Here is a 13772-nt window from a genome sequence, read left to right as displayed (position 1 = left end):
TTTCGCCCTAAGAGGTTCATCGGAATGGTTTGCACAACTGAATTTGAAACAGTTCTTTTGTGTAATCCGTCTTCACAGCCTATAACTTTGCATCCAAGAGGATTATAAAGAGAGGAATCGAATATGGAAAAGATCTATGACGTAACCGCCTTAGGCGAACTGCTAATTGATTTTACAGAAAATGGAACAAGTGCACAGGGCAATCCGCTTCTGGAAGCCAATCCGGGAGGCGCACCATGCAACGTACTCGCCATGCTTGAAAAGCTTGGGAAAAAGACCGCATTTATCGGAAAAGTCGGAAAAGATATGTTCGGAGAACAGCTGAAAACTGCAGTCGAAGAAGTTGGAATTGATACACGGAATCTGGTAATGGATGAAGAAGTACATACCACACTTGCGTTCGTACATACTTATCCGGATGGTGACAGAGATTTCTCTTTCTACCGGAATCCGGGAGCAGATATGATGCTGAAAAAAGAAGAAGTGGACGAAGATCTGATCCGCGGGGCAAAGATTTTCCATTTCGGAACACTTTCCTCTACCCATGAAGGCGTGCGAGAAGCAACCAGATATGCGATCGATGTGGCAAAAGAAGCAGGATGTATCGTAAGCTTTGACCCGAACCTCCGCCCGCCACTCTGGAAATCACTGGATGAGGCGAAAGCCGAGATCGAATACGGACTTTCCAAATGTGACATCCTGAAAATTTCAGATAATGAAGTGGAATTTTTGTTCGGAACCACGGACTATGATGAGGGAGCAAGACTGATCCGTGAAAAATATCAGATTCCGCTGGTACTCATTACCCTCGGAAAAGACGGAAGCCGTGCATATTATAAAGATCTCCGGGTAGAAGTTCCGGGCTTTGTCCAGGAGCATACGATCGAGACGACCGGCGCCGGAGATACGTTCTGTGCCAATTCCCTGAATTATATTCTGGAGCATGGAATGGAAGAGCTGACCGAAGAAAATTTAAAAGAGCTTCTCACATTTGCAAATGCGGCAGCATCCCTGATCACAACAAGAAAAGGGGCACTTCGGGTTATGCCGACCAGAGAAGAAATCAAGAACTTTATCCAGAATGTATAAAAAAGGAATCTGTTGTAAGACAGAAGAGAAGAACCTCTGCTTGACATCTTGTCCGGCAGAGGTTCTTATGTGCATGTTATAATATTTATTTTTTCTTATTCCAGACATGGATGCCCGCAAGGATTCCACCAATATACAGGATACTGATGAGTACCGTCGGATTCTCATGCAGACTGTATACTACAGCTACAATTGCAGCAAGGATCACTGTCAGCATAAAGGCATTCATAATCCGTTTTTCGCGGATGTTGCGTTCCTGCACCTGGAGCTCATGACGCTTTTCTTCAAGCTTCAGATACTCAAGAAGCTGGTCATCCGGAATTTTTTCCAGGATATATTTTTCACGCAGATAGTTCAGTTCTTTTACTGTATGGAAAATGTGGTGGTGGAAACTTTTCTTTTCTCCGGTAAACGGATCTTTTTCGGAATCGTCAGAAGATTTGAAATCTTCCGATGAAAAATCCGTGTAAGTATTCTTTTTTTCCTCAGATGAAATGGTTTCTGTTTCAGAGGAATCTGGTTCCGGAGCTGGAGCTTCTTTGGGTGGTACATCAGTGGCTGTATGGATGTCTCCGGATTCGGAAACTGGTTCTGTAGAAAGCTTTGGATCAGAATCGGCAGATTCTGAGAAAGCTAAAATTTCAGACATATCTTAACCTCCTTCGATCATGAAAATGATCGATTTTCTTTTCTTATAGAATACCAGTTTCGTATAAAAATTTCAATCGACAGCGAGAAGGAAATGTCTGCTGAGGATTATAAGAAAATCTCATTTGGCTTTCGTCCAGATAACAGATTTTTCATTTTCAGAGATGCGGCAACCAAAAAGACAGGATTTAGCTTCCGGATACCTTTTGGACAGGCGGCGATACATCCCATACAACTGATACATTTGCTGCTATCGCCGGTTCGGATATTATTTTTATTGATTGCACCTGTTGGGCAGGCATCGGCACATTTTCCACAGCCAGTGCAGGAAGCACTTGCTTTTGGAACAACATTCAGGTTGCCAAGGCGTTTATACTCATGACTGCCAGGCACGAAATAATCAGTAGACAATTCTTTTTCAGAGGAAAGTTTTTCGAGTATTTCTTCTGCAAATTTCTTTAACTCTTTGCTATCTTCCTCGTCTGGTCGTCCACTGCCGAATTGGCGCATGATAGAATGTTCTGCAACAGCTGCAACGGAGGCGATAACATTGAAACCGCATAACTCGGCGGTATCTTTTAACTGGATCAGACCATCGTCATATGCGCGATTTCCATATACGGCAATAACTACACAATTTGCATGGTTCCCTTGTATCTCTTTCAGCCTTTCAATGGCGATATCAGGAATAACGCCTTCGAATACAGGAGCTGCGATGACAGCAAGTGAATCAGAAGGGACTGTTACATCTGAAAAGCTGACATCGTGCCGGATAAGATTCACGGTATTTGTAATATTTCCCAGATAGCAGCTGATCTGGTCTGCAACTTTTTTGGTCCCTCCGGTAGGACTAAATGTAATTTCTACAATTGGATATGTTTTCATTTTTTTACTCCTTTGGTGTAACTTTTGAATTTACAACAAGACTATCATTTCATAGATGTAATGTCAATATTTACACCTATAGAAAAATATGATAAGCTAAAATGAAATCAAAGGAGGAAGTCAGAGTATGCAGTTATCAATAAGGGCATCGCTTGCAATCCATTGTTTGATACTGGTCAGCGAATTTGGAGAGACGGATAAGATCACAAGTGAAAAGATTGCTTTATCAACGGGAACGAATCCGGTAGCGATACGCAGTATCATGAGTGCTTTAAAAAAAGATGGAATCCTTAATGTGAAAAACGGTACCGGTGGAACGACTTTAAATATGCCGCCGGAAGAAATTACAGTATACAGAATTTGCAATGCCGTGAAACCGCAGTTCTGTAAAAATATATTTCACGTACATACCAAAGCTTCTAAATTGTGTCCAGTTGGACGTAACATCCGGGCGGTTTTGCAACACTCCTATTCTAAATTTGAATCTGCATTGGAAGACAGCCTGAAGACAGTTACGCTTGCAGATATGATCCGGGATTATCATATGCAGTTAGAAAAAGAGAAATAATCTTTGTCAGTTGGAATTGTCAAAAAAAGAAAAATTTTCTATAATAAAAAGTGGAATAAGGATGTGTATACAGCATTTTTTATTTAACAGGAAATTCTGAAGGAACTTCCTGTTAAATAAAAGGCACCGTGTGCCGGAGATGTGCACTCGCGCGAAGATGAAGGATGTCGCAAGCGGTCTACGCTCCGCTTCGGTCGTTGCTTAATGCCACTGGCGCTCAGCAACGCGCTCGGCGCGAGAATGTGCCAGGGCATATTCTTTTTTAAGAAAATAAGAGTACGAGGAACAAAGGATGAATGAAAAATTAAAAGAAATGAGAGAAGCATGGAAAAATCTGTATGGTTCATTGTTCAAATGGATCGTTTTGTCCGGGGTGATCGGAAGTCTCATCGGACTGATCGCCAGCGGATTTTCCTATGCGATTGTATGGGCGACTTCGTTTAGACAGGCAAATTCGATGATCATTCTTGGGCTACCGCTAGGAGGTCTTTTGATCGTCTGGCTGTACAAAATTACCGGGCAGGAGAAGAACTCCGGAACGAACCTGGTTCTGACAGTAGTCCGGTCGGATGAGGAAGAGGTTCCGGGATGGGTGACACCACTGATTCTGATATCGACAGCGATCACACATCTGTTTGGAGGATCTTCCGGACGAGAGGGTGCAGCGCTTCAGTTTGGAGCAAGTGTAGGAAATGTATGTGCGAAATATCTGCATTTGAATGAGAGTGACAAGAAGATCATCATTCTGGCAAGTATGAGTGCCGCATTTTCAGCACTTTTCGGGACACCGATGGCGGCGGTTGTATTTCCAATGGAAGTGATCAGTGTTGGTGTGATGTATTATGCCGCGCTGGTGCCATGTGTATTTTCTGCATTTGCCGCACAGGGGATTGCGCTGCTTCTGAAAGTGAGGACCGTTACTCCGCCGTATTTGGTAGAATCGGTTCCGAATTTTTACAGTGTGGATTCGATCAAGGCGATCATTCTGGCAATTGCGTGTGCGCTTGCCGGAGCACTGTTCTGTATTGTGCTGCATAATGGGGAACATTATCTGAAGAAATGGTTTCCGAATCCGTATGTGCGTGTGGTTGCAGGGGCAGCAGGAGTGATCATTTTGTATTTTGCACTCAGAACGGATGCCTATCTGGGGCTTGGAACAGGTGTGATCCAGGCAAGCTTTAAAGAGACGGTAGGACCACAGATGTTCCTTCTGAAAATGCTGTTTACGGCACTGACGCTCTGCGCCGGATTCAAGGGTGGGGAGATCGTACCGTCACTGTTTATCGGGGCGACACTTGGTTCTTTTATGTCTACGATCCTTGCAGCACCGACAGATATCTGTGCGGCATGTGGAATGGTTGGTGTCTTTTGTGCAGTTACAAACAGTCCGATCACATCTCTTTTGATTGCAGCAGAGTTGTTTGGATTTAACGGGATGCCGTTTTACTGTATTGTGGTTGCGGTAAGCTATCTGCTTTCCGGATATTACAGCTTATATAAGGAACAGAAAATTGTTTATTCCAAAACAGAGAATAAATACGTGGATAAACATACGAAATAATCAAAAAACAAAAAGAAACAAAGTGAATTGATGATTTTAAAGCAAAAAAGCTGACAATTAACGAGAAAAAATTAAAAAATAGAAGAAAATACTTGAAAAAGTAAAGAACGTGTGCTAGTATCTAAAAATAATTTAGTAAAGCAAAGCGATGAAAGAGACTCTTGCTTCTGGAACTTGACAGGAATACGGCGTCACCGACTGAGAGCGCTGTTTGAGGAATGAGGTGAAGGGAACACTCTGGAGCAGATTATCTGAATGGAAAGCACAGGTGCTTTAGTAGGGTAATACGGTTCATGCACGTTACGTATGTAAGAGAGGAATCCCAAAGGATTCAATGCGGGTGGTACCGCGGATCATCAGATTATCCGTCCCGGAATACGAAAAAGTATTCCGGGGCTTTTTTATTTCATAGGAAATTCCGAAGGAACTTCCTATGAAACAAAAGGCACTGCGTGCCGGAGATGCGCACTCGCACGAAGATGAAGAATGTCGCAAGCGACCGCGCTCGGCGCGAGAATGTGCCGAGGCACATTCTTTCTTAGTGCCATGTACATCAAAAAACAATCCGGAATACGAAGTTGACAAAAGCAAAACATATTTTAGGAGGATTGTGACATGGAATTTATGACAGGTGTAAAAGAAAAAGAAACGCTGGAACTTAGTGAATTACTGGAAGAGGGAAGACTTGGAGAAGAAGTGAAGGTAAATGGAGCCGTTCATACAATTCGTGACATGGGAACAGTCGCTTTCGTGATTCTGAGAAAACGGGAAGGTCTGGTCCAGTGTGTATACGAAGAAGGCGTTACAAAATTTAACTTGAAAGATTTAAGAGAAGCCGCTACAGTAGAAGTAACAGGAAAACTGACCGAATCAGAGAAGGCACCGAACGGAATTGAAATCCGTCTGAGTGAGATAAAAGTACTCAGTATGCCAAAAGACAGCCTTCCACTTGCTGTTTCAAAGTGGAAACTGAACACTTCCCTGGAAGCGAAGCTGAACTATCGTTCCATTTCTCTTCGGAACGTAAGGGAAAGAGCGAAGTTTAAAATTCAGGAAGGAATCGTAAGAGGATTCAGAGAGTTCCTGTATAAAGAAGGTTTTACAGAAATTCATACCCCGAAGATCGGAGCAAAAGGAGCAGAAGGAGGATCTAACCTCTTCCGACTGGATTATTTCCATCGTCCGGCAGTGCTGGAACAGAGTCCACAGCTGTACAAACAGATGATGGTTGGTGTTTTTGACAGAGTATTTGAGACAGGACCGGTATTCAGAGCAGAAAAACACAACACCAAGCGTCATCTGAACGAATATACCAGTCTGGATTTTGAAATGGGTTATATCGACAGCTTTGAAGATATCATGGCGATGGAAACGGGCTTCCTTCAGTATACGATGGAGATTCTGAAAAAGGATTATGCGAAGGAACTTAAAATCCTGGACGTGACACTTCCGGATGTCTCTAAAATTCCGGCAATCCGTTTTGACGAGGCAAAGCAGAAGGTTTCAGAAAAGTATGGACGTAAGATCCGCAATCCATTTGATCTGGAACCCGAGGAAGAGCATCTGATCGGACAGTACGCAAAAGAGGAATGGGATTCTGATTTTGTATTTGTAACCTACTATCCGTCAAAGAAGCGTCCGTTCTATGCAATGGACGATCCACAGGATGAGAAATTCACACTCAGCTTTGACCTTTTGTTCCGTGGACTTGAGATCACGACCGGAGGACAGAGAATCCATGACTACGACATGCTGATGGAAAAGCTTGCAAAGCGGGGAATGACGGAAGAAGGACTGGAGACCTATCTGGATACATTCAAACATGGTATGCCGCCGCATGGAGGTCTTGGAATCGGAATGGAACGTCTGACAATGCAGCTTCTTGGTGAAGATAACGTCCGTGAGACAACCCTCTTCCCGAGAGATTTAAGCAGACTTACTCCGTAGAGACGAAGCTCCCTGGCTGGCAGGTAAAAAAGGAAGCTGACAAGAGGCAGCGGGGGAGGTCAAAATGAGACGAAGATGTTCCTTATGTGGAGGAAAATTAAACGGAAATATCTGCACAGAGTGTGGGCTTGACAATTCAAAGAATGACGATCAGTATGTGACACTTGGAAATTCCGGTCATGAAGAATCGCTGACACATATACATACGGAAGCGGAAAAGCCGTATGAAGGAAAGACCATGACTCGGGAAAATGTGCGTAAGGCGAAGAATGCAGATAAAAATGCAAAGAAAGCAGCTGCAAAAAAGGCGTCAAAGAATGCGGCAGCAGGAAAAGTAAATCCGGCGGGAAATGGATATTCTGCAGCAAATGCGAGCTACAATACCGCAGGCACAAGCTACAGCCAGACAGGAAACCAGAGTTACAGTTATACATCATCTTCAATGCAACAAAGCAGCCGTTCGGTAAAAAAGAAAAAGAAGTTTGGAAAGTTTCTGGCCGGTTTTGTGATCATTGCCACACTTGCAGGCGAGCTTGGTGGAACGATCATTCATGAGGTTCAGAATTATTTTGAAGACTATACATATGATGACAGTGACAGCTACACCGAGGATGATCCGTACAGCGATGTGCAGGAAGTGATGCCAGATGACGGAGAAGTCTACGAAACAGATCTGACGGCCGGTATTTATAAAGGCGGGGTACATATTCCGCAGGGAACCTACATACTGACCTGCAATGGTGGAAGTGGCCGGGTAGAACTGATAGACAGCAAAAACAATATCTGGACGCAGTATTATTTTGGAGATGATTATGAGGATTCGCAAGAAGAAGTCAGCGGTTTTGAAGTGTTTCCGGGATGCTATGTAGTAGTAGAGGATACAATGGAGCTTCATATGATGGCAGAGAATGCACAGATGGATTTAACAGGAATTCCAAATCCGCTTACAGAATCGAAAACCGTATCGGATAAATTTACAGTAGGAAAAGACGTACCTGCAGGTGTCTATGATGTGAAATGTGTGGAAGGTTTTGGGATTTTTGATTACGACGTGACAGTAAGCGCCGGATACGAAAATTATATGGGAATGCTGATCGGTAATGAAGAGTCAGGATTTCCACAGGAGCTGAAAAATATTGTCCTGATCGATGGAACAGAAGTTGATCTGGAAGGACTTACAGTAGAACTTACACCGAGTGAGTGGATTGAATCGGAGGAGTACGAAAGCTTTTACGATAATTATTATTAGAAAGGACGAGTACAATGGCAAACAAGATTTCGGATGAAACAATCGAATACGTTGGAATCCTGGCAAAGCTGGAGCTTTCTGACGAAGAAAAAGAGCAGGCAAAGAAAGATATGGAAACCATGCTTGATTATATTGATATCCTGAATGAACTGGATACAGAAGGAATTGAACCGATGTCACATGTATTTCCGGTAAATAATGTATTCCGTGAGGATGTAGTGACAAATGGAGACAATCACGAAGCAATGCTGGCAAATGCGCCGCAGCAGAAAGAACAGAGCTACAAAGTACCTAGAACATTCGCATAGGAGGAAATCGAAAGATGGATTTGAAAGGTCTTACTGCCGTTGAACTTGGAAAAAAGATTCAGGCAAAAGAAGTTACAGTAAAAGAAGCAGTGGAAGCCTGCTTCGCACAGATTGATAAAGTAGAAAAAGAAGTCAACAGTTTTGTATCACTTCAAAAAGAAGCTGCCTTAAAAAGAGCGGAAGAAGTGCAGAAGCTGATCGATGACGGAACACTGACCGGACCGCTTGCAGGAGTACCGGTTGCGATCAAGGATAACATGTGTACGGAAGGTGTGACGACCACCTGCAGTTCAAAAATTCTGAGTAATTTTGTACCGACATTTTCAGCAGAAGCAGTTCTGAACCTGGAAAAAGCAGGTGCAGTTGTGATCGGAAAGACTAATATGGATGAATTCGCGATGGGAAGCACGACTGAGACTTCTTATTATGGAGAGACAAAGAATCCGTGGAATCTGGAGCATGTACCGGGTGGATCTTCCGGTGGCTCATGTGCGGCAGTTGCGGCTCTGGAAGTACCATATGCTCTTGGATCTGACACCGGCGGATCGATCCGTCAGCCAAGTTCTTACTGCGGAATCGTTGGAATCAAGCCAACCTACGGAACGGTATCCCGTTATGGACTGATCGCTTACGGATCATCTCTTGACCAGATCGGACCGGTTGCAAGGGACGTAACTGACTGTGCAACGGTTCTTGAGACCATCGCATCCCATGATGTAAAAGACAGCACTTCGGTAGAACGCCAGGACACGGATTTTACAAGTGCGTTGGTAAACGATGTAAAAGGGATGAAGATCGGTATTCCAAAAGATTATTTTGGAGAAGGTCTGGACGAAGAAGTGAAAGAACCGATTCTGAAAGCCGCAGAGGTTCTGAAAAATGCAGGAGCTGAGATTGAAGAATTTGATCTTGGACTTGTAAAATATGCGATTCCGGCTTATTATGTCATCGCATCAGCAGAGGCAAGTTCCAACCTGTCCCGATTTGACGGTGTGAAATACGGATACCGCACAAAGGATTATGAAGAGCTTCACCAGATGTACAAAAAGACCCGCTCCGAGGGCTTCGGACCGGAGGTAAAGCGCCGTATCATGCTTGGGTCTTTCGTACTCAGTTCCGGATATTATGATGCTTATTATCTGAAAGCACTCCGTACAAAAGCACTGATTAAAAAGGCATTTGACAGTGCATTTGCAAAATATGATATGATCCTGGCGCCGGCAGCACCGACGACAGCACCGAAGCTTGGAGCTTCCTTAAGTGATCCGATCAAAATGTATCTGGGCGACATTTATACGATTTCCGTCAACCTGGCAGGACTTCCGGGGATTAGTATTCCGGTTGGACGGGATGCGAAAGGACTTCCGGTTGGAATGCAGCTCATCGGAGACTGCTTCCAGGAGAAGAAGCTTTTTCAGGCAGCTTATACCTATGAGTGCCTGACAGAGAAAAAATGGGTATCTATGTACGACAAAACAGAAGCAGCCGGAAAGGAGGAAGCATAGATGTCAAAGCAGTATGAAACCGTAATCGGTCTGGAAGTTCACGTAGAACTTGCAACAAAGACAAAAATTTTCTGTGGATGCAGTACCGCATTCGGGGGCGCACCGAATACACATACTTGCCCGGTATGTACCGGTATGCCGGGCTCCCTTCCGGTATTAAATAAAAAAGTAGTAGAATATGCGATGGCAGTAGGACTTGCGACAAACTGTAAGATTACACAGGTGTGCAAATTCGACCGTAAGAATTATTTCTATCCGGATAACCCGCAGAACTATCAGATTTCACAGCTCTATCTGCCAATTGCGAGAGACGGCTATGTAGAGATTGAAGTCGGAGAGCAGAAGAAAAAAGTCCGGATCCATGAGATGCATATGGAAGAGGATGCCGGAAAGCTGATCCATGATGAGTGGGAGGACTGCTCTTTAGTAGATTATAACCGAAGTGGGGTTCCGCTGATCGAGATTGTATCGGAGCCGGATATGCGTTCGGCAGATGAAGTCATTGCTTATCTGGAAAAATTGCGTATGATCTGCCAGTATCTGGGAGCATCGGACTGTAAGCTTCAGGAAGGATCCATGCGAGCAGACGTCAATCTTTCGGTTCGTGAAGTAGGTGCTTCTGAGTTTGGAACACGTACTGAGATGAAGAACCTGAACTCCTTTAAAGCGATTACACATGCGATCGAGGGAGAGAGACAGAGACAGATCGAACTCATCGAAGAAGGAAAGAAAGTCATTCAGGAAACCAGAAGATGGGATGATAATAAAGAATATTCTTATGCGATGCGTTCCAAAGAGGATGCGCAGGACTATCGCTATTTCCCGGAACCGGATCTGGTGCCGATCGTGATCAGTGATGAATGGATCCAGAAAATCAAAGACCAACAGCCGGAGCTGAGAAGTGAAAAACTTGCACGTTATGAGAAAGATTATGATATTCCACGTTATGATGCGGAGCTCATTACCGGAACGAAGAAGATGGCAGATCTCTTTGAGGAGACCTGTGCAATCTGCAACAAGCCGAAAAAAGTGTCCAACTGGCTGATGGTAGAAACCATGCGTCTGTTAAATGAAAACGGACAGGAGCCGGCAGATATTAAATTTTCACCGGAGAACCTTGCAAAACTGATTGAACTTGCAGACGCGGGAACCATCAACAGTTCTGTAGCAAAAGAGGTATTTGAAAAGGTATTTGCAGAGGATGTGGATCCGGAAAAATATGTAGAGGATCACGGACTGAAGACCGTCAACGATGAAGGTGCACTCCGCACACTTGCGGAAGAAGTGATTGCAAAGAATCCAAAGGCAGTGGAAGATTTCAAGGGTGGAAAAGAAAAAGCACTTGGCGCACTGGTTGGACAGATCATGAAGGCAATGAAAGGAAAAGCAAATCCGGGTATGGTTAATGAACTGCTCAGAGAGATGCTGAAATAAAAATCAGACTGACAGAAATCCTTTGCGGAATAAATAAGAAAAACGAGTAAATGTCATGTGAAAAGACATTTGCTCGTTTTTTATTACATATACTGTATCTGCTCTTTCGCCGGTTCCGATGCCGGATTTTCAAAGAATTTCTCTTTTTCTGTCACTTCCAGTACTTCTCCCTGATCCATGAAGATCACCTGATCGGCAATTCGCTTTGCCTGAGCCAGATTATGTGTGACGATGACGAAAGTATACTGGTCTTTCAACTCCAAAAGCGTTTCTTCGATTGCAATTGTATTCTTCATATCCAGTGCGGAGCACGGCTCGTCAAGGAGCAGGATCTCCGGACCGGCACAGAGGCTTCGTGCGATAGCAAGACGCTGCTTCTGACCGCCGGATAATTTGAGGGCGGATTTTTTCAGTTGATCTTTGACCTCATCGTAGAGTTTTGCTTTCTGCAGAGACTCTGTAATTTTTTCAGCAATCTCTTTCTTATTACGGACACCGTGGTATTTCAGTACATAAGACAGATTCTTTTCGATACTGTGCGGGAAAGCGATCGGCTGTTGGAAAACCATGCCAACACGCCTTCTGAGTTTTTCTTTCGGAAGAGATTTGATGTCGGTTCCTTCTAAAGTAATTGTTCCTGAGAGATAGCCGCCTTCTTCTTCTACCATACGGTTCAGGGTTTTCAGAAAAGTTGTTTTTCCGCAGCCGGACTGACCAACGATGGCTGTAATCTGTCCTTTCGGGATCGTCAGGCTGATTCCGTGAAGAATTTCGTGTTTTCCAAATCCACATTTTAGATTTTCTATATTCAGCATATCAGTTGTCCTTTCGTAGATAGGTGATAAATTTACATATTAACTGGATGATGAGCAGGAAGAGCATCAGTACAAATGCGGTTCCATAAGCATAATCCAGAGAAAATCCGTTGTTCACAAGGATATACAGGTGATATGGAAGTGACATGAACGGATCGGAGAGAGAATGCGGAACATCTGCCTGTATGACAGCTCCGGTGTATAAAATCGGTGCAACGGCACCCATGCCGTATGCCATTCCAAGCGCAACGGTTCCGAGAAGCTCTACAAAGCAGACCGGAAGGATCAGTTTCCGGAGGGCATACTCACGGGAAAGTCCGAGACTTAGGGAGTTCTTCATATATTCACGCCCCTTCTCTTCCAGAATCTTTTCTGCTCGGATTGCAACAAAAGGAATGATCATTGCTGCAACACACAGTGCCGAACAAAGGAGGCTGCGGTTAAGTCCAAAACGGTAGATCAGAAGCGTATATCCAACCAGCCCGAACAGGATCGAAGGGATTCCGGAAAGTCCGGTGATCGCCATATTTACAAGGACGGAAAATCGTTTTCCGGTGCTGTAAAATACAAGATAAATGGCAGCGCCGATACCAAGGACACCACCGATCAGTGCGGAAAGTGCGCCAAGGTAAATGGAACCCATCAGTGCCGGATAGATACCGCCTGCAGTTCCAAGTGGAACACCGGCAGGCTTGCCCAGAAGGAAGGACAGGCTAAATACTTTTTTCCCTTTCCAGAAGACATAAAGGAAAAGGAAGAGTGTAACAACGATCACGCAAAGTCCGAGTATACTGAGAATCAGGCGTGTGAAAAATTTCTGCAGTTTAGTTCTCATGGGTGGCAAGCCTCCTTTTCAGAAGATAGCTGATACCGAGTACGATGAAAAGAATCACAAGCAGCACAGCGTTTGCAACGTAAAGTACGGAAAGGTGAAGGCTTCCGTATTCAATACTTCCCATTTCCAGTGCGGTGAGGGCTGGAAGTGTCTGACCACGTCCAAGGAGTTTGGGATAAATCGGAGAATTACCGATTACCATCATGACGGCCATTGTCTCGCCAAGTGCGCGGCCGAATGCCATCATTGCACCTGCAATGATTCCCGGCCGGATTGCCGGAAGAATAAAATGCAGCAGGGTAAATTCTTTGGAGAATCCAAGTGTGATCGCACTGAACTCGTAAGTCTTTCGTGCAGTCTGTAAAGATTCATGACAGGTGGAAATAACGAATGGTAAAAGCATGATCCCCAGTACGATCCCGGCTGCCAGGATACATTGACCGGCTGCCATATGGAGGTGGGTGGCAAAGGCTTTTACAAGAACCGTAAGTCCGATAAATCCGAAGATGACGGACGGGATTCCTGCAACCAGATCGATGAACGCAAGGAATATGGATGCCACCTTTTTCGGAAGGTAATAGTCCAGAAAGCAGGCACAGGCAACGCCGAAGATGAGTGCGAGGACAACTGCGATTGCTGAGACATAAAGGGTACCGGCAATCGCAGGTAAAAGTCCGTACTGCGGTTTCTGACTGACAGGGCGCCATTCAGTGGTAGGCAGGAATATTTTGATTCCAAGCTGTGAAATGGCAGGAATACTTTCCTTCACAATATGGATCATCATGACTGCCATCAGTGCCGTTACGAGAAAGGCAGCCAGATAAATGATTCCTTTGCTGAATTTATCTGAAAGTTTCTTAAACATAGTAAATCCTTTCTAGGTATGATGCAGGACAGACAGCGCTGTCCGGATACAAATCAAAATTGA

At 44.3% G+C, this 13772-nt stretch carries 13 protein-coding genes; 8 read left to right on the top strand and 5 right to left on the bottom strand.

Annotated elements, in window-relative coordinates; translation table 11 throughout:
• Positions 1 to 123 precede the first annotated feature (123 nt).
• On the top strand, positions 124 to 1089 hold the full coding sequence (locus tag PG766_RS06700) for a carbohydrate kinase family protein (RefSeq protein WP_055247651.1): 966 nt from the start codon (positions 124 to 126) through the stop codon (positions 1087 to 1089).
• Positions 1090 to 1174: 85 nt separating this feature from the next.
• On the opposite strand, the gene PG766_RS06695 is transcribed toward PG766_RS06700, so the two are convergent.
• Together PG766_RS06695 and PG766_RS06690 are read right to left on the bottom strand one after the other, a co-directional pair.
• Positions 1175 to 1738, bottom strand: coding sequence for a hypothetical protein (locus PG766_RS06695; protein WP_270590650.1), 564 nt, complete (start codon positions 1736 to 1738; stop codon positions 1175 to 1177).
• Between the two features lie 107 nt (positions 1739 to 1845).
• Positions 1846 to 2622 carry a 4Fe-4S binding protein gene (locus PG766_RS06690; RefSeq protein ID WP_270590649.1) on the bottom strand — a complete coding sequence of 259 codons (777 nt, stop codon included), beginning with the start codon at positions 2620 to 2622 and terminating at the stop codon, positions 1846 to 1848.
• A gap of 127 nt (positions 2623 to 2749) precedes the next feature.
• Here PG766_RS06690 and PG766_RS06685 point away from each other — a divergent pair, with 127 nt between their 5' ends.
• The 7 genes from PG766_RS06685 to gatB all read left to right on the top strand — a co-directional run bounded on the left by PG766_RS06685 (position 2750) and on the right by gatB (position 11194).
• Positions 2750 to 3190 carry an Rrf2 family transcriptional regulator gene (locus PG766_RS06685; protein ID WP_022220806.1) on the top strand — a complete coding sequence of 147 codons (441 nt, stop codon included), beginning with the start codon at positions 2750 to 2752 and terminating at the stop codon, positions 3188 to 3190.
• Positions 3191 to 3482: 292 nt separating this feature from the next.
• On the top strand, positions 3483 to 4751 hold the full coding sequence (locus tag PG766_RS06680; protein ID WP_270590648.1) for a chloride channel protein: 1269 nt from the start codon (positions 3483 to 3485) through the stop codon (positions 4749 to 4751).
• 615 nt (positions 4752 to 5366) lie between these two features.
• Positions 5367 to 6698 (top strand): aspartate--tRNA(Asn) ligase, encoded by a 1332-nt coding sequence (gene aspS, locus PG766_RS06675; protein WP_270590647.1) that lies wholly within the window; start codon positions 5367 to 5369, stop codon positions 6696 to 6698.
• A gap of 64 nt (positions 6699 to 6762) precedes the next feature.
• Positions 6763 to 7947: a hypothetical protein gene (locus PG766_RS06670; RefSeq protein ID WP_270590645.1), complete on the top strand. Its 1185-nt coding sequence runs from the start codon at positions 6763 to 6765 to the stop codon at positions 7945 to 7947.
• 14 nt (positions 7948 to 7961) lie between these two features.
• Complete coding sequence (gene gatC, locus PG766_RS06665; RefSeq protein ID WP_118218546.1) at positions 7962 to 8255, top strand: Asp-tRNA(Asn)/Glu-tRNA(Gln) amidotransferase subunit GatC; 294 nt, start codon at positions 7962 to 7964, stop codon at positions 8253 to 8255.
• Between the two features lie 14 nt (positions 8256 to 8269).
• The gene (gene gatA, locus PG766_RS06660) at positions 8270 to 9760 is read left to right on the top strand and encodes an Asp-tRNA(Asn)/Glu-tRNA(Gln) amidotransferase subunit GatA (protein WP_118218548.1); all 1491 of its coding nucleotides are present in this window, start codon (positions 8270 to 8272) and stop codon (positions 9758 to 9760) included.
• The gene (gene gatB, locus PG766_RS06655; protein ID WP_270590644.1) at positions 9761 to 11194 is read left to right on the top strand and encodes an Asp-tRNA(Asn)/Glu-tRNA(Gln) amidotransferase subunit GatB; all 1434 of its coding nucleotides are present in this window, start codon (positions 9761 to 9763) and stop codon (positions 11192 to 11194) included. It begins immediately after the preceding gene.
• 83 nt (positions 11195 to 11277) lie between these two features.
• Here gatB and PG766_RS06650 read toward each other — a convergent pair whose 3' ends face one another.
• From PG766_RS06650 to pstC, 3 genes are read right to left on the bottom strand one after another with little or no spacing between them, the layout of a single operon-like run.
• Positions 11278 to 12009, bottom strand: coding sequence for a phosphate ABC transporter ATP-binding protein (locus PG766_RS06650; RefSeq protein ID WP_173699427.1), 732 nt, complete (start codon positions 12007 to 12009; stop codon positions 11278 to 11280).
• Position 12010: 1 nt separating this feature from the next.
• Positions 12011 to 12844, bottom strand: coding sequence for a PstA family ABC transporter permease (locus PG766_RS06645; RefSeq protein WP_270590642.1), 834 nt, complete (start codon positions 12842 to 12844; stop codon positions 12011 to 12013).
• Positions 12834 to 13709 carry a phosphate ABC transporter permease subunit PstC gene (pstC, locus tag PG766_RS06640; protein ID WP_270590640.1) on the bottom strand — a complete coding sequence of 292 codons (876 nt, stop codon included), beginning with the start codon at positions 13707 to 13709 and terminating at the stop codon, positions 12834 to 12836. Before pstC ends, PG766_RS06645 begins: the two co-directional genes overlap by 11 nt.
• Positions 13710 to 13772 lie beyond the last annotated feature (63 nt).

This window comes from Coprococcus sp. LG101-27, from assembly GCF_027695515.1.
Classification (GTDB): domain Bacteria; phylum Bacillota; class Clostridia; order Lachnospirales; family Lachnospiraceae; genus Allocoprococcus; species Allocoprococcus comes.
The sequence above is the reverse complement of the archived record's forward strand: the minus strand, read 5'-3'. Positions and strand labels throughout refer to the sequence as shown.